9 protein-coding genes are annotated in these 17796 nt (G+C 49.3%); 7 read left to right on the top strand and 2 right to left on the bottom strand.

Features of this window, described 5'->3' with window-relative positions; translation table 11 throughout:
- Window positions 1-461: 461 nt before the first annotated feature.
- Both WBG78_RS25370 and WBG78_RS25365 read right to left on the bottom strand, forming a co-directional pair.
- On the bottom strand, window positions 462-2402 hold the full coding sequence (locus WBG78_RS25370) for a RagB/SusD family nutrient uptake outer membrane protein (RefSeq protein WP_337329318.1): 1941 nt from the start codon (window positions 2400-2402) through the stop codon (window positions 462-464).
- A 23-nt stretch (window positions 2403-2425) separates the two neighbouring features.
- Entirely contained in the window at window positions 2426-5722 is a 3297-nt protein-coding gene (locus tag WBG78_RS25365; RefSeq protein WP_337329317.1) for a SusC/RagA family TonB-linked outer membrane protein, read from the bottom strand.
- A gap of 330 nt (window positions 5723-6052) precedes the next feature.
- Here WBG78_RS25365 and cysS point away from each other — a divergent pair, with 330 nt between their 5' ends.
- From cysS to purL, 7 genes are all read left to right on the top strand, one after another.
- Window positions 6053-7558: a cysteine--tRNA ligase gene (gene cysS, locus WBG78_RS25360; protein ID WP_337329316.1), complete on the top strand. Its 1506-nt coding sequence runs from the start codon at window positions 6053-6055 to the stop codon at window positions 7556-7558.
- A gap of 313 nt (window positions 7559-7871) precedes the next feature.
- Window positions 7872-8111, top strand: a complete 240-nt coding sequence (yidD, locus tag WBG78_RS25355; protein ID WP_337329315.1) for a membrane protein insertion efficiency factor YidD — start codon at window positions 7872-7874, stop codon at window positions 8109-8111.
- Between the two features lie 100 nt (window positions 8112-8211).
- A complete protein-coding gene (locus WBG78_RS25350; RefSeq protein ID WP_337329314.1) occupies window positions 8212-9954 on the top strand; it encodes a GMC family oxidoreductase in 1743 nt (580 codons plus the stop codon).
- A gap of 106 nt (window positions 9955-10060) precedes the next feature.
- Window positions 10061-11491, top strand: coding sequence for a Gfo/Idh/MocA family protein (locus WBG78_RS25345; protein ID WP_337329313.1), 1431 nt, complete (start codon window positions 10061-10063; stop codon window positions 11489-11491).
- A gap of 210 nt (window positions 11492-11701) precedes the next feature.
- Window positions 11702-13129, top strand: a complete 1428-nt coding sequence (locus tag WBG78_RS25340) for a Gfo/Idh/MocA family protein (protein WP_337329312.1) — start codon at window positions 11702-11704, stop codon at window positions 13127-13129.
- Complete coding sequence (locus tag WBG78_RS25335) at window positions 13129-13923, top strand: alpha/beta fold hydrolase (RefSeq protein WP_337329311.1); 795 nt, start codon at window positions 13129-13131, stop codon at window positions 13921-13923. The genes WBG78_RS25340 and WBG78_RS25335 overlap by 1 nt, the downstream gene beginning before the upstream one ends.
- Before the next feature lie 107 nt (window positions 13924-14030).
- Window positions 14031-17720 (top strand): phosphoribosylformylglycinamidine synthase, encoded by a 3690-nt coding sequence (gene purL, locus WBG78_RS25330; protein ID WP_337329310.1) that lies wholly within the window; start codon window positions 14031-14033, stop codon window positions 17718-17720.
- Window positions 17721-17796: the final 76 nt, after the last annotated feature.

The following is a 17796-nucleotide window of genomic DNA, read 5'->3' as shown; positions in this document are numbered from 1 at the left end:
GGGTGGATTGAAAATATCCAGGGACCGAAATGAGGCAATGCATTTTACTTCATAAGGATTACTGCGGAGATAACGCTGGTTAGCGTGGTGATTTTCAGGCACGAATACGTATTTTTGGCACGATATTTGATTTTGAACATGTTCTTTTTTGTTAGCGTTGGGTCAATCTCAAAATGATATGTAACCCAGAAATTCAATTTTCAACCCAGATTCCAACAATTTACTGGGGCTTCCCTCATTTCCAGCTCAAATTCGCATAAATCATCCATCACTCGCTAGAGAACGGCCAGAGAACGGCTAGAGGACGGCTACAAAATTTTGCCTGCTTCTATAGGACCATTATTGAGTAACAGCAGGAACTCCTCAAGGGCGCGGCCCGCCTGTCGATTTTAGGACCATGAGAAAAAAATAAGGCCAACTTTCGTTGGCCTTATTCAATATCAGAACTAATGTTCTACGATTTAGTAGCCGGGGTTCTGTGTCAATACACCAGGCTTCAAATCGATTTGACCCTGAGGGAGTGGCAACCACTTGTCTTTGTCATCGAAAGTAGAACCTGTGAATGCGCCAGATGGCACCAGAGGAGTTTCGTATGACAGGTAAGCGTTGATAACCTTTGCTCCATAGTCTGAAGCTGCACCACCATACACGCCGCTCCAGCGCATCAGGTCGTAGAAGCGGTGACCTTCGCCAGACAACTCGAGTTTACGTTCGAAACGAACCTTCTCACGTGTTGCATCGTCTTTCGCCCATGCGTCAGTGTACAAAGCGATTTCATAATTAGCAGCAGTAGCAGTTCCGCTCATGACAAAACCATCAGGATTTGAAGCACGAAGGCGGATCATGTTCACATAATCTCTGGCCTTTGCAGGGCTTCCTACTTCAATTTCAGCTTCTGCAGCCATCAAAAGGATGTCAGCAAAACGGATAATTGTGTAGTTAACCGCAGTGTAACCAGGAGTCCATGAGCTGTTGTCCTGGAGGCTACCCTTGTCAGACTTGTAGTACACATACTTCTTGGTCTGGTAAGGGCCAGCATTCGGCTGGTTACGGATCCAGGCCTTACCTGGGAAATCTTGCCAGTCGAGATAAGGAATACCGCGGCGGCCGATTGTGTAGTCGATACGAGGGTCAAACTTCAGATCCTGGAAAGCAGCATTAGTCGACTCTACCCAAACCAGCTTCCAGCTGGCAGATGATGCAGGGTCAGCTCCTTTGTTATCAGAGTTTGCTTTGTAAACACGTTCCTGCCAAGGTTTACCAGGATCGTTACGGGTCACATAGCCGTCCTTCTTGTAGTCAACAGTTGCATCCCATGCTTTCGTGCTTTCAATACCCATATCGGTAAGGATCGCATTTGCTGCCGTGTTATACGCAGGGGCATAAGTACCAGCTCCATCATCGAGCAAAGGCAGACCGCCTTCGGTTCTGTATGAGTTACCCATTTCCTGTGTTGGCTGGAAGAATGAGCAGCAGTTACCAGGACCATCAGCACCTGTGTTATAAGGCCAGTTCAGGTCGAATTCAGGGTTGGCGTTGTTCACGCTACCAGTATTTGCAGCTGCCTGATAAGCCCAAACTGATTCTGAGTGGTTATCATTCGAAGCCTTAAATACCGAAGAGAATACGGGTACAAGAGCATACTTCTTACCGTTAGAAGTCTGACCGCTGGCAATGATCACATCAAACAGTGCTTTTGCGTCAGCGTATTTCTGCTGATACATGTACACTTTAGCAAGATATGATGCAGCAGCCCATTTGTTCACTCTACCAACCTCAGCCTGTGTTTCAGGCAGGTTGTCATAAGCGAATTTCAGGTCAGCTTCAATCTGTGGCCACAGATCAGTTGTATTTTGAACGTCGCCGGCGCCAGTAGCCAGGTCGATGTTTTCATCGACATAAGGCGTCTTATTGAAGCCGCGTGCAAGCTCAAAATAGCCATGTGCGCGAAGGAATCGTGCCTGAGCTGAGTATGAAGTAATCTGGGCTGGAGTAATATCTGCTCCAGGCGCCAGCAAGAATCGGAGAATCGCATTCGTGCGGGCCACCAGTTCATAGTTGGCATTATACTTATCATTGATAACGCCCTGCGTGCTAAGGTACTCGAAGCGCTGGATCGGGTTGATATCCGAGAAATCTCCAGGGTCTGTACCTTTGTTGTTTTCACCACCCCTGATGCTACCCCATACCCAGTTTGAAGGGCTACCCATACGGTTATCGCGACCGTTAACCTGGGAATAAGCGGCAATCAAGGCACGGTCCATACCCAACGAAGTGTTCAGCAGATTTTGATCCAGTGAACCGGTCGGAGGAACGTCAAGGAAACTGTCGGAGCAGGCATACATCGCTGATGCCATCACCATCGTGCTCCATATAAACTTGTTTCTAAATATCTTTTTCATAGTCTCTTTCGCAATTATCCAGATTAAAACCCAAGGTTAATACCACCGGTGAAGCTGCTGTTCAAAGGTGCGTTACCAAGATCGATACCGTACTGAGTATCTACGTTACCACCTACAGATGGATCCAATCCGCTATAGCCGGTAATAGTCGCCACGTTGTTTGCAGAAACGAACAGACGCAGCTTGGTCATCTTCCACTTGTTCAGCAAAGCTGAAGGAAGGTTGTAACCAAGTGTGATGTTCTGAAGGCGCAGGTAAGAGCCATCTTCAACGTAGAAAGAGCTCGACTGAGTGTTTGTGCTGAAGTTTGAAGCACTTTCAAAGATCGGAATAGATGCTCCGGTATTTTCAGGCGTCCATGAATCCTTCACGCGTTCTGCGATGCCAGCACCCTGGAACGAAGGATAGAAATCTGTAAACCACTTCGATTGGTTGAAGATCTTGTTACCCAATGAAGTATACAGATATGCGTAGAAATCAAAGTTTCCGTAGCGAATGGTGAAGTTGAAACCACCAGTGAACTTAGGAACAGGGCTTCCAATGAAGGTTCTGTCGTCCGAGTTGATTTTTCCATCGCCGTTGATATCCTTGTACTTGAAGCGACCTGCCGCTGCACCAGCCTGGTACTCGGAAGTAGCGTCTCCATCGATGGCGTTGTAAGATTTAACTTCTTCGTTGCTTTCCCACAGGCCTTCAACCTTGTATCCAAAGAAAGAAGAAATTGAGTGACCGAGACCGTTGCGGATCGGGTTGATACCGCGGTAGCCAGGGTTGATGGTTCCGATATATGTCTGTCCAGTTGGCAGACCTGTCAGCTCGTTCTGAAGGAAGCTACCGTTTACGTTAACTTCATAGCTCAACTTAGTGTTGATGTTGCCCTTGGTAGTGATACCGAGGTCGATACCCTGGTTGCGCATTTCAGCAACGTTTACTGAAGGAGCTGCTGCACGGTAACCCACTACAGCTGTGATCGGTACCTGGAGGAGCAGATCGCGTGTATCTTTTCTCCAGAGATCGAAAGTTACGTCCAGTTTGCCATCAAAGAACAAGGCGTCGAAACCTAAGTTAGAAGTAACCGCAGTTTCCCACTTAGCATCGGCGTTACCGATACGTGTTCTGTAGTAACCAACAGTTGCACTGCTGTTCGAACCTTTAACATCGTAAGAAGAAGCACCCATGTCACCACCATAGAGTGTATACTGGTTGTTCGGGTTAACAGGGTTAGAGTTACCCATTGTACCGTAACCACCGCGGATTTTCAAATCCGTGATCCAGCGGACGTTCTGCATGAAAGGTTCAGCAGAAATTCTCCATGCTGCAGACGCTGCAGGGAACACACCGTAACGGTTGTTTTCACCGAAGCGTGAAGATCCGTCACGACGGAGTACACCACCAATGATATACTTTTCCTTGAAGGTATATTTTACCTGACCGAAGAGTGAAGAGAAGTTCACACCAAGACTTTGTGAGCTGTTCGGAGGCGTAGCTGTCACCTGCGTCATGTTCACGAAGTTAGGATCCCATGAGAATGGGTTGTTACCCTGTTGTGAGTAATCCCAGCCCTTGCCGGTATTGAGGGCTTCCTGACCCAACAACACTTCTACGTTGTGATCACCAAACGCTTTCTTGTAAGTTGCTGTGTTAGTGAAAGTCCAGCTGAAGCGATAACCTTGTGCCTGGTTGAATCCGAATGCAGAGTTATTTTCGGAGTTTTCATATTGCCAGCGGGTAAAACCTTTGCTGAAGCCATCGACGTAGTTACCACCGATGCTTGTGCGCAGTGTCAATCCTGGAATCACATCCAATTCCAAATAAACGTTTCCGAAACCGAAAGCGTTGAATTGTTTGTTGTTGTCCAGACCATCGCGGTTAGCCACAGGGTTGCGTGGGTTGTTGAAGCCCTTTGCCGCCGTACCTGCATAGCCACCAAATACATCATAAACAGGAATGATGCTAGGCATACGGAACGCTGCCAGGTAGTCGTTTTCGTCGTCAGAGATACCGGCACCACCGTCTTCACCCTGAAGACCTATGATAGAACGGTAAGTAAACTGCATGTTTTCTCCGATGCGGAGGTTAGGAAGAATGTCGAACTCAGAGTTTGCGCGGAATGCATAGCGCTCGAACTTCTGGTTGATCATGGTACCATCCTGGTTCTGTGCAGACAGACCAATATAGAAACGAGAAGCTTCACCGCCACCGTTGATACCGATAGTAGAACGGCTGAGTGGAGCAGTTGAAGTCAGTTCATCATACCAGTCAGTACCTTGCTTGTTGGCAGCAATTACCTGGTACGCAGCACCTTTTCTTGGGTCAACATTGTACTTAAGCCTTTCAGCTTCAAGATCAACTGTACCAGTTACTCCGGAAGATCCACCTACCATGAGGTAGTCAGGAATTACGGGTGAAAGTCCGCCTCCGAATTGAGGGTGTGCGAACTTGCTAAGAGCCTTTGCATAATCGACAGGACGACCGTCAGCCGCAGCGTTGGCGTCTTCTGTGTTATACTGTGCCTTCCAGGTCCAGTCAGCGAAATCCGTAGGATTCATCATCGATGTTCCTTTGCCAGGAGTGGTGAAACCGAACATACCGTCGTATGTCACTTGAAGCTTCTGACCCTTCTTGCCTTTCTTTGTAGTGTACACAACCACGCCAGATGCAGCACGCGCACCGTAGATGGAAGCAGCGGCAGCGTCCTTCAACACCGTTGTAGTTTCGATGTCATCAGGGTTAATGAAACCTACGTCCTGAGTAGGTACACCATCCACAATGTAAAGAGGGTTGTTAGAACCGGCAGGACCGATAGAGCCAAATCCGCGGATACGGATCTGAGCAGTCGAACCAGGCTGACCGTTTTGGATAACTGTCACACCTGGAACGCGACCTTGCAGAAGTTGCTCTACGTTACCAGTTGGAGTTACCGTGAGGTCCTTTGTCTTTACGATGGAAACGGCACCTGCGATCTCGCGTCGCTTGTCGATACCATAACCTGTAACGACGACTTCATCGAGTGAAGTCAGGTCCACTTCAAGAGCTACATCGATCTTGGTACGGTCGCCCGCCGCGATCTCAGTAGTTTTGTATCCCACGAATGTAATTACAAGCGTGGCGTTTGAAGGCGCGCTAAGAGAATACTTGCCTTCCACATCTGTCACCGTTCCGTTGGTAGTTCCTTTCACCAGAACGTTTACTCCGGGCATTCCTGCCCCCGTCTCATCGCTTACGGTTCCGGTCACCGTCCTGTCCTGGGCGACCGCCACCGAAGCTAGCATTAGCAAGACTGCTAATGTCAAACTCAAGCTTCCGTAGAGTTTTTTCATAAATCATCGTTTGGGTTTAAATATTGGTTATGAAGTTTCTGCGAGCCCGTCAACATGATTCTGCAGTCAAATTGGGGAGCGCATTATTCGAAGGTAGAAAAAAGTTGCATCGCAATCGAAATAGTTATTCTTTTATTTTCACAAACGATTACGCAATCGATTACGTTAACGTTTCCTAATCACCGTTCGCCACATTTTCTAAGCCTCCGCAACCGATGTCGCAACAACTGTTTCCGCGTCAAATACCTCAAAAGGCTCGTTTTCTTAAGCAACCATCCCCTCTCCATATTCCGTTATTAGTCGTATTTTCGGCCCATTTTCCACCCCATAATGAACTACTTCGATACTTACCCGCTCCATATTACCAACTCACTCACTGGGCAAAAGGAACGCTTCACGCCTGTTAACCCCGGCCACGTCGGTATCTATGTATGCGGTCCAACTGTATACAGTGATGTTCACCTTGGCAATGTGCGCACGTTCATGATGTTTGATGTGGCCACCCGTTACCTGCGTTTCCTCGGATATAAAGTCCGTTACGTCAGGAACATCACAGATGTGGGGCACCTGGAGAACGACGCTGATGAAGGCGAAGACAAAATCGCCAAGAAGGCACGCATCGAGCAGCTTGAACCAATGGAGGTAGTGAAGCATTACACGGAAGGATTTCACGAAGTGATGAGGCAGTTCAATATCCTGCCTCCCAGCATTGAGCCTTCGGCAACCGGTCACATCGTAGAACAGATCGAGATAGTTAAGAAACTGCTGGAAAAAGGGCTCGCATACGAGGTGAATGGATCGGTGTACTTCGACGTAACGAAGTATGATACGCTTCATCACTACGGCATACTTAGCGGACGCGTAATCGAAGAACTTTTGGAAAGCGGACGCAAGCTCGACAGCCAGGATGAAAAGAGAAACAGGATCGACTTTGCCGTTTGGAAGAAAGCATCTCCTTATCACATTATGCGCTGGCCCTCACCGTGGGGTGATGGATTTCCCGGATGGCATATCGAGTGCACCGTGATGAGCACCAAATACCTCGGAGAAACATTCGACATCCATGGCGGAGGCCTCGATCTGAAGTTCCCCCATCACGAATGCGAGATCGCTCAGGCAGTTGGCGCGAATGGAAAATCGCCCGTCAATTACTGGATGCATTCGAATATGCTCACGGTGAACGGACAGAAGATGAGTAAGTCGTTAGGTAACTCCTTCCTCCCGCGCGAGCTTTTTGCAGGAACACACAAGCTTCTCGACAAAGGTTATGGCCCCATGACCGTGCGCTTTTTCATGCTTCAGTCGCATTATTCCAGTACACTCGATTTTTCAAATGATGCACTTCAGGCTGCCGAGAAAGGATTTAAGCGTTTGGCGTCAGCACTGGCCAACGTTAAGAAGCTGGCGCATAGCGGTAACGTTACTCCAGACGCGAAGCTGTCCGAGACTCTGAACGGCCAGGTCGATGCATTATTCAATGAGATGAGTGACGACTTCAACACGGCAAAAACGCTAGCGGTGTTATTCGATATGGCGTCGCGCATCAATGACTTTAAGTCGGGCAATACTCCCCTGTCCAGTGTATCTTCTGAAGACTTTGAACGATTCCGGAAGGCCTATGTTGCATTCATGGAAGATGTACTCGGACTCAAGGAGGAGGAAACGCAGAACGATGCTCTGCTGGAGGGTGTTATTAATGTTCTCATTGAACTCAGGAAGAAGGCGCGCCAGGACAAGAACTTTGCTTTGTCGGATAAGATCCGCGATGAACTAAAAGCACGCGGAGTACAGTTAATGGATGGTAAGAATGGTGAAATGACTTACAGCATCGATTAACTCTTCGGATCGGAATAATGACGAATCTGGTACCAGACGCGTTGGCAAAAGTCCGATGAAGTCCGAAGGACTCCGATGAAAGTCCGATGGTAGTCCGATGAAACTCCGATGGGACCCGAATAAAAGTCCGATGGAAGACCGATGACAGTCCGATCCAAGGCCGATGAAGCATTATTTCGGGCGGGGCTTTTTGCGTGTCGCAACAATTAAAGATTCACCGCTTGTAAGATATCGGGGAGGTAAAAAATCCGCTGATGTAATTGACGGATTTTGACACCTTATTGTTGAATTTAGAGCACCAGAGTCAGAGACCGTGCAGCTTATTAAAAAGATCTTTATACTACCCATCCGTATTTACCAGTGGACATTGTCGCCACTGTTGGGCGCCTCCTGCAGACACACTCCCAGTTGTTCACACTATACGATCCAGGCTATTGAAGAATGGGGCGTTGTTAAGGGAATCTGGCTTGGCATGAAACGCATTGCCCGCTGTCATCCCTGGGGTACACATGGCTATGATCCAGTCCCTCGCCGTGATGGTGCACGCAAGTAGACCTGCGTTAAAACCGCTAACATAAATTTCGGTTTCTTCTCAATCGATTTCGGGCTGGATATCGCATAAAATCCTATTTTACAGCCTTGTTACCGATACTATGGCAGACTTCCAAATTAAGAAAACCCCCAAATCTTATGACGTTTGTATTGTAGGTTCAGGAGCAGGCGGTGGAATGGCGGCATATGTGCTGGCTAAGGCTGGTGTGAAAGTCGTTCTACTTGAAGCTGGTCCGCTCTACGATCCCGCTAAGAACGTTACACAGTTAAAATGGCCGTGGGAATCACTTCGCCGCGGCGCTTCATCCCCCTATCGGAATTTCGGAGACTTTGATGCCGCCTACGGCGGATGGGAGATTGAGGGAGAGCCTTATACCCGTAAAGACAATACCGAGTTCGACTGGTTCCGCTCCCGCATGGTGGGTGGACGTACCAATCACTGGGGTAGAATATCATTGCGCTTCGGCCCCAAAGACTTCAAACGAAAAAGCATAGATGGCCTTGGTGAAAACTGGCCAATCAGCTATGATGATGTTGCTCCATTCTACGACAAGGTTGATAAGCTTGTCGGTGTGTTTGGATCGAAGGAGAATCTTCCCAATGATCCCGATAGTATTTTTCTTCCACCACCAAAGCCAAGATTGCATGAGATGTTCATCCAAAAGGCCGGTGGAGAACTGAACATACCCGTAATTCCAGCCAGGCTTTCGATCCTCACGCAAAAGATCAACGACCAGCGCGGGCAGTGTTTCTACTGTCGTCAGTGTAATCGGGGATGTACAGTTCATGCCGACTTTTCATCATCATCGGTCCTCGTGAAACCTGCAATTGAAACGGGCAATGTAGATATCATCCCTGAAGCGATGGTGCGTGAAGTGCTCGTAGATGCTGATGGTAAGGCAACGGGCGTTTCGTTTGTGAATCGCCTTGACTTCCAGGAATACACAGTCAATGCAAAGGTGGTGATGCTTGGAGCGAGCTCCTGTGAATCTGCCCGCATATTGCTGAACTCGAAGTCAACGAGGTATCCCAACGGTGTGGCTAATGGTTCGAACGTCGTGGGCAAGTACCTGCACGATTCAACCGGTGCCTCTATGGGTGGTATCCTCCCCCATCTCGTTGGAAGAAAAAGATACAACGAAGACGGAGTTGGTGGCATGCACGTGTATACACCATGGTGGCTTGACAACAAGAAGCTGGACTTCCCCCGCGGATATCACATCGAATATGGTGGAGGTATGAACATGCCCGGATACGGATTTGGATTCGGCATGCAAAATACAAACGGAAAATACGCCGGTAGTGATGGCAAGACTAAAGAAGCTGGTGGATATGGTGCTTCCCTGAAAGACGATTATCGCTACTTCTACGGGGCAACTGTTGGAATGTCGGGACGAGGTGAAGCCGTTGCCCGCGAAGACAACTATTGCGAGATCGATCCTAACACAGTCGACAAGTTTGGAATTCCCGTACTGCGCTTTCATTACAAGTGGAGCGACTTCGAGATCAAGCAGGCCAAGCACATGAAAGATACCTTCCGCGAGCTCATACACAAGATGGGCGGTGTGGTGACTTCCGGCGACAAGGACGGTCCTCACAATAACTATGGACTTGCAGCTCCCGGCCGCATCATTCACGAAGTAGGCACAACGCGTATGGGTGATAATCCAAAGACGTCGGCATTGAATGGTTACAGCCAGTCACACGAATGCAAGAACCTGTTTGTGGTGGATGGTGGTCCGTTCGTTTCTCAGGCTGACAAAAACCCGACGTGGACGATCCTGGCCCTGTCGATGCGCACGTCGGAATACATTCTGGAGGAGCTGAAGAAGCAGAACCTGTAGACAAGAAATTAAGAATTAAGAATTAAGAGTTAAGAATTAGTTATCGGCGCTTCGCGCCGGTATTAAGTAAGTCGATTTAACAGATTTATAAATCAAACAAATAAACATGGCGTCCCGTCGTAATTTTATGAAGCAGGCCGGAGTGGCAGCTGCGGCTTTCACTATCGTACCACGATTCGTCCTGGGTGGCACTGGTTATCGTGCACCGAGCGACAAACTTTACGTCGCAGGTATTGGTGCTGGAGGAAAAGGGCAAAGCGACATTGCTAATTTTGCCAAGAGTGGGAAAGCAGAAATTGCGTACTTATGCGATGTCGATGATCGCCGCGCTGCTGAGTCTGTGAAGAACTTTCCGAAGGCCAAGTATTTCAAAGACTACCGGCAGATGCTCGAGAAAGAGCAGAAGCATATCGATGCTGTATCTGTTTCAACCCCTGACCACGCGCACGCTATCCAAGCACTGGCAGCGATGCAACTCGGTAAGCACGTATATGTGCAGAAGCCTCTCACTCACGACATCTATGAAGCACGCGTGCTCACGGAAGCAGCAAAGAAATACAAGGTCGTAACACAAATGGGCAACCAGGGATCATCTGGCGACGGCGTTCGTCAGTTGATGGAGTGGTACAAAGCCGGACTTATCGGCGATGTGAGTGAAGTTTATGTTTGGACCAATCGTCCGGTATGGCCCCAGGGTATTCCATGGTCGGAGAACAAGGCAAGTGTGCCGAAGGAACTCGACTGGGACCTGTGGCTCAACACTGCGCCGTATAAGGACTATGTTGAGAAGCTCGTTCCATTTAACTGGCGCGGCTGGTGGGATTATGGTACCGGTGCATTGGGAGATATGGGATGTCACCTCGTAGAACCTCCTTTCCGCGTACTTGGCCTTGGATCGCCACTGGATGTAACAGCAAGTGTGGGTAGCGTATACGTTGACGAGTTCAAGCGGGGATATTTCCCTGACAGCTGCCCTCCTTCTTCGTATTCAATCCTTACGTTTCCTGGTTCGCAGGGCAAACCCAATGTGAAGATGCACTGGATGGACGGCGGCATTCAGCCTCCGCGTCCTGAGGAGCTCGGCCCTAATGAGGTTATGGGAGATGGTGGTAACGGGGTAATCTTCATCGGCTCGAAAGGAAAGATGATGTGCGGAACGTATGGTATCAATCCAAGCCTGTTGCCGACATCACGCAACAAAGAAGTGAGTGTTCCTCAAAGCATCAAGCGCGTACCTGGTGGTGCCGACGGTCACTACGCACAGTGGGTCGAGGCATGTCTCGCCGGCTACGGCAAAATGGAAGTAAGCTCTCCGTTTGAGATAGCCGGTCCGTTGACTGAAGCGTTGCTCATGGGTAACCTTGCCATTCGCAGCTATGATATCCGCCATCCGAAGAAGGACAAGCCAGATCAATTTGACTATCCTGGAAGAAACATCAAGCTTGTTTGGGACAGCAAGAACATGAAGGTGACGAACTTTGATGAGGCGAATCAGTTTGTGAAGCGTGAGTATCGTTCGGGGTGGAAGCTTGCGTAGCCGATAATTGACAATTGATAATTGATAATTGATAATTTTGGAGGCCCCTTTCGGGGCCTTTTTTACTAGTTTTTAAGCAGGTACGCTGTGGTGTAGAGTAAAAAAAAGCTCTGCTCTTCAGCGTACTCTTCGTGTATAGGGATTTTGTATTTTTATAGTGTATAGTATTCTCAAACCCATATCAGCTGATCAGCAACTACTAACCAGATCATGACAAACAAAAAGAAGGAATCATCCATTTCGCGACGCAAATTCATCGGCCAGGCAGGAATGGCAGCGGCCGCATTTACGATTGTGCCTCGCTTCGTACTTGGAGGAAAGGGTCATGTGGCGCCTAGCGATACCGTTTACATTGCCGGCATTGGTGCAGGCGGAAAGGGAACGAGCGATCTCACCGGATTTGCCAAGAGTCCGAACGCACGGATTGCCTTCCTCTGTGATGTAGACGACCGCCAGATAGTGGAATCAAAAAAGAATTTCCCGTCGGCAAAGATCTACAAGGATTTCCGGATCATGCTTGACAAAGAGGCAAAGGGAATTGATGCTGTATCGGTTTCGACACCGGATCATACACACGCAGTAGCAGCAGTGGCTGCCATGCAGCGCAAGAAGCACGTGTATGTTCAGAAGCCTCTCACGTACACCATTCATGAGGCACGTACGCTAACCGAAGCGGCAAAGAAATATCAGGTCGTTACGCAGATGGGTAATCAATATGCATCTGCTGACCATGTTCGCCGCGCGAAAGAAATGGTTGATGCCGGACTCATTGGTGACGTGACGGCAGTAAAGACCTGGACAAACCGCCCCGTGTGGCCACAGGGCATACCGACTCCAAAAGGAAAGTTTGAAATCCCAAAGGAACTCGATTGGGACCTTTGGCTCGGCCCTGCTCCTTATATCGATTATAACCCGGCTTATCTTCCTTTCAACTGGCGCGGCTGGTGGCCATTTGGAACCGGCGCGTTAGGCGACATGGCATGCCATATTATGGATGCACCTTTCCGCATCCTGCCCATCGACTATCCAACGGAAGTTGAATGCAGTACTTCTACTGCGTGGTCCGGTTTCTTTCAGGAGGCTGACTACGCCGACAGTTGCCCTGCGAGTTCGATCATTCATTTGAAGTTCCCCCGTAAGGATGGCAAAGGAGATATCCAGTTCACCTGGATGGACGGTGGTCTCCTGCCTCAGCGTCCTGCTGAGCTGTTGCCGGATGAAAATCTCGGCGATACCGACGGCGGTTATATTCTCGAGGGAACCAAAGGCAAGCTGATGGGCAATTACAACCTCGCTCCTGTTCTGTTGCCAACGAAACGTATGAAAGATTCATTACCCTCTCCAACAATACCGCGTATCGCAGGAGCAGAAGCAGGTCACTATACCCAATGGGTTGAAGCTTGCATTAAGGGTTATGGCAAAATGCAACTCAGTTCTCCGTTCGAATATGCCGGACCGATGACGGAAGCCATACTGATGGGAAATCTCGCTCTGCGCGCCTATGCCATGAAAGATGATAAAGGCAAACACATCGGCCGCAAGAAGCTTCTCTGGGATGCAAAGAATATGAAGATCACGAATTTCGACGCTGCGAATCAGTTCGTAAAACGGGAGTACCGGGCGGGCTGGTCACTATAATGTATTCACGCGCGATCCAACTCAACAATGCCGTGCTCTCGTACGACGTGCAGGGGTTTGGATCGCGCGCATTGCTTTTGTTTCATGGCGCCGGACAGGACCGCACTGTATTCAGCAAACTTCCGGCAGAGATCACCACAACTTATCGCGTGTATGCTTTTGACTTGTTCTTCCACGGTGAAAGCCAGTGGAACGACGGGGCAATTTCTAAGACTGACTGGCAACAACTCGTTATCAAGTTTTGCGAAACAGAACAGGTTGACAAGATGGCCGTGCTAGGCTACAGTATCGGGGCCCGATTTGCTCTGTCAATCGTCGAGTCGTTTTCAAAACAAGTTTCAGAGTGTTTTCTGGTTGCTCCGGATGGCCTGGTCGGTAATCCCTGGTTCAAAATTGCCACGGGTACGTCTTTTGGACGGGGCGTGTTCACCCGGCTCATGAAGAGTCCCCGGGGTTTACATGGATTGCTGCAAGTGGGAAGGCGACTAGGTGCTATGGATCCCGTGACCATCCGCTTTATTGAACACCAGCTTGATAATGAAAAGAAGCGACTTCGCATTCTTCAAACCTGGACCTCGTTCCGAAAGCTCCGGTTTGACCTCAAGCAACTGGGAAGGATAATGGATACTTCCGACATCAGGCTAAACGTCTTCCTGGCCACCCAGGATCGAGTCATCCCAGAAGCGGCTGTCAGATCCTTCCTCAAGCGTTTGAAATCAGCGCATTTGGAGATTATCGATTCAAACCATCGCAGGGTCCTGAATGAGGCACTTCTGCGCATCGCGCAGCGGTAGCTTCCATCATCGGAACAAGTTTGATTTTATTGGTCAGAATTTGAAATCAAGCCTCCACGAGCGCAAAAATCGAGTATTTTTGTGGCCTCAAATCCGACACTTCAATCATGATCATATTCTTCCGTTCAAAGGCCAACACCATTTACGCCGTTGATGTAGAACAGCAGCTTGAGACCCAGGACATTCAGAAACTCACCTGGCTCTTTCACACCGCGGAATTGCTTACTGAAAAGCGTATTGAGGGACACTTCGTTGGGCCTCGCAAAGAAATGATCACACCCTGGAGTACGAATGCTGTGGAGATTACTCAGACTATGGGTATCGCCGGAATACGCCGTATTGAGGAGTTTGAAATTGTTCCGCGTCCCGATGTAAAATACGATCGGATGCTCCAGGTGTATTACACAGTTCTTGATCAGGATGTTTTCACAATCCAGCATACACCAGAGCCTATCGTCGAGGTTGATGATATCGGTGCTTACAGCCGTCAGCATGGTCTTGCCCTCAGTGCAGAAGAAATATCGTATCTGAACGATGTTGCCAGCAAGCGCGGACGCAAGTTAACCGACAGTGAGGTGTTCGGTTTTTCTCAGGTGAATTCAGAGCATTGCCGCCACAAAATCTTCAACGGAACTTTTGTGATTGATGGTAAAGAGCAGGAGCTTACATTATTTCAACTGATCAAGAAGACATCGAAAGAGAATCCGAATTTTCTCGTGTCTGCGTATAAGGACAACGTTGCATTCATCAAGGGTCCGCGGATCGAGCAGTTTGCACCTGCGAGACAGGACATAGCGGACTATTTCCGCGTTCAGGATATCGATTCAGTGATCTCGGTTAAAGCAGAAACGCATAACTTTCCGACGACTGTAGAGCCCTTCAACGGAGCAGCTACCGGTTCCGGCGGGGAGATCCGCGATCGCCTCGCAGGTGGTAAGGGTTCGCTTCCGCTTGCAGGAACAGCTGTGTACATTACTTCCTATCCAAGACTTGACAATGGCCGTCCCTGGGAGAAGAACCTGCCTGCGAGAAAGTGGTTATATCAATCACCGGAGGAAATTCTTATAAAGGCGTCTGATGGCGCCTCTGACTTTGGCAACAAGTTTGGTCAGCCGCTCATTGGCGGCTCGGTCCTTACGTTCGAGCATTTTGAAGCTGATAAGAAATTCGGATTCGATAAGGTGATCATGCTTGCCGGAGGCATTGGATACGGAAAAGAGAAGGACAGCAAGAAAGAACATTTGGCGCCTGGCGATAAGATTGTACTGCTGGGCGGAGATAACTACCGCATTGGAATGGGTGGTGGTGCTGTGTCTTCGGTTGCTACCGGAGAGTATGGTAATGCTATCGAGCTCAACGCCATTCAGCGTTCAAACCCCGAGATGCAGAAGCGTGTGATGAACGCCATACGGGCAATGGCAGAGTCGGATACGAATCCCATTGTATCCATCCATGACCACGGAGCGGGTGGACATCTCAACTGCTTATCGGAGCTGCTGGAGGAAACAGGCGGAGCGATCGAGATAGGAAAGTTGCCGGTTGGTGACCCTACTCTTTCGGCAAAGGAAATTATCAGCAACGAATCGCAGGAGCGCATGGGCCTTGCCATAGGTGATGCTGCGCTTGATACTTTGAAGAAGGTGTCGGAACGGGAACGTGCTCCGATGTATGTAGTCGGACAAGCGACCGGGGATCACAAACTGGTGTTTGCTCAGAATGGAAGCAAAAAGAGTCCCGTTGATCTGAACATGGAGGATCTCTTTGGTTCGTCGCCGAAGACTGTCATCACAGACAATAGCGTGACCGTTGCGTTCAAAGAAGGTGCATACGACGAGTCGAAGATAAACGAATACCTGGAGCAGGTTCTTCAACTGGAATCTGTTGCCTGCAAAGACTGGCTGACGAATAAGGTTGACCGTTCTGTTACGGGAAAGGTTGCAGCACAGCAGACGTGCGGGCCACTTCAGTTGCCGCTCAGCAACGTGGCTGTTATGGCACTCGATTTTGTAAGCAACAAGGGCATAGCAACGGCCATCGGCCATGCACCTGTGCCTGCGCTTATCGACCCCGTTGCAGGCAGCAAGCTGGCGATTGCAGAGTCGCTGACCAACCTCCTCTGGACGCCACTTACACACGGACTGAAAGGTGTTTCGCTGAGCGCCAACTGGATGTGGCCGTCAAAAAACAAGGGAGAAGACGCGAGACTTTATCAGGCGGTGCAGGCTGTGAGTGAATTTGCCATCGCGCTTGGGATCAACATTCCAACAGGAAAGGACTCGTTGTCGATGACTCAAAAATATCCAGACAATGAAGTCGTTTATTCGCCCGGAACAGTAATCATATCAGCAGTGGCTGAGGCCGGCGACATTACAAAGACAGTATATCCTGTGCTGGCACCCGTTGCCAACACTTCACTCCTATACATAGACTTTTCTCAGGACTCACTAAAGCTTGGTGGAAGTGCACTTTCACAGGTAGTGAATCGCATCGGTGGCGAAGTACCTTCAGCCCTCGACGCTGGACATTTCGCGAGAGCATTTGCCGCTGTGCAGCAACTTATATCGGCCAGTCAGATATCAGCGGGGCACGACGTTTCCGCCGGTGGATTGATAACAGCATTGCTTGAGCTCTGTTTTGCAGAGCCATCGGTCGGTCTTTCCCTGAATCTCGACGCCCTTGGAAATGATCTCGTAAAGGTTTTGTTCAGCGAGAACCCGGCCGTACTGATACAGGTGAAGGACGAAAAGGCCGCCGTGAAAGCCCTTAAGGCAGCAGACGTTCCGTTCCTGGTTTTGGGTAAGGTTACCACTCAACGCTCAATCGCGCTGAGTCACTCCGGCAGGCAGCTTAACTTTGATATAGATAAACTTAGAGATGTCTGGTACAAGACTTCTTTCCTTCTGGATTCCAGGCAGCGATCACTCGTTCATGCTGAAAAGCGCTACGCGAATTATAAGCACCAGGCCCTTGAATATGCCTTCCCCGCGAAGTTTGATGGCAAGTTCGGCACGTTTGGAATAGATCCACATCGCCGTAAGCCATCGGGTGTTAAGGCAGCCATAGTACGGGAAAAAGGCGTGAATGGAGATCGTGAAATGGCCTATGCGCTCTACCTGGCAGGATTTGACGTGAAGGATGTTCACATGACAGATCTCGTTGCCGGCCGTGAGGATTTCAGCGACGTGAATATGATCGTGTTCGTGGGAGGCTTTTCAAATTCGGATGTATTAGGGTCGGCCAAGGGTTGGGCCGGAGCATTCCTTTACAATCCACGCGCGAAGGAAGCCCTGGACAATTTTTATAAAAGGCCGGACACTTTGAGCCTCGGTGTCTGTAACGGATGCCAGCTGATGATGGAGCTCGGCCTGCTATATCCGAAATGGACAAATCATCCTCATATGCACCATAATGGTTCGAGGAAATTTGAATCAACGTTCCTTAATGTGACCATTCCTCAGAACAACTCTGTGATGCTTCAGTCTATGGCCGGAGCCCGTCTCGGTGTTTGGGTGGCGCACGGCGAGGGCAGATTTTCCCTGCCTGAAGACAGAACGCAGTTTCAAATCGCGGCCCTTTATTCGCAGTCGGAATATCCGGGCAATCCGAATGAGTCGGACTTTGCCGTTGCTGCACTGGCGTCGCATGATGGTCGTCACCTGGCGATTATGCCTCACCTCGAGAGATCACTCTACCCATGGAACTGGGGATATTATCCACGTGAGCGAAAGGCGGATTCCATTTCTCCATGGATCGAACCGTTCGTCAACGCGAGAGCGTGGGTTGTGAACCATTCATGAGGTTTTGAAACAAAAGGTTGTCATGACAGTTTGTTCCGACGATTGAATAGTTCTATATTCATCTCGGTAAATGTTG

The organism is Chryseolinea sp. T2 (assembly GCF_037203685.1).
Taxonomy (GTDB): domain Bacteria; phylum Bacteroidota; class Bacteroidia; order Cytophagales; family Cyclobacteriaceae; genus Chryseolinea.
Note: the sequence above shows the minus strand (reverse complement) of the source record. Positions and strands in the feature narration are given on the sequence as shown.

Excerpts from the sequence above, each read along its gene's own strand:
- WBG78_RS25335 (WP_337329311.1), top strand. The coding sequence starts at position 13,129 with ATGTATTCACGCGCGATCCAACTCAACAATGCCGTGCTCTCGTACGAC.
- WBG78_RS25350 (WP_337329314.1), top strand. The coding sequence starts at position 8,212 with ATGGCAGACTTCCAAATTAAGAAAACCCCCAAATCTTATGACGTTTGT.
- WBG78_RS25365 (WP_337329317.1), bottom strand. The coding sequence starts at position 5,722 with ATGAAAAAACTCTACGGAAGCTTGAGTTTGACATTAGCAGTCTTGCTA.
- cysS (WP_337329316.1), top strand. The coding sequence starts at position 6,053 with ATGAACTACTTCGATACTTACCCGCTCCATATTACCAACTCACTCACT.
- WBG78_RS25345 (WP_337329313.1), top strand. The coding sequence starts at position 10,061 with ATGGCGTCCCGTCGTAATTTTATGAAGCAGGCCGGAGTGGCAGCTGCG.
- purL (WP_337329310.1), top strand. The coding sequence starts at position 14,031 with ATGATCATATTCTTCCGTTCAAAGGCCAACACCATTTACGCCGTTGAT.
- WBG78_RS25340 (WP_337329312.1), top strand. The coding sequence starts at position 11,702 with ATGACAAACAAAAAGAAGGAATCATCCATTTCGCGACGCAAATTCATC.
- WBG78_RS25370 (WP_337329318.1), bottom strand. The coding sequence starts at position 2,402 with ATGAAAAAGATATTTAGAAACAAGTTTATATGGAGCACGATGGTGATG.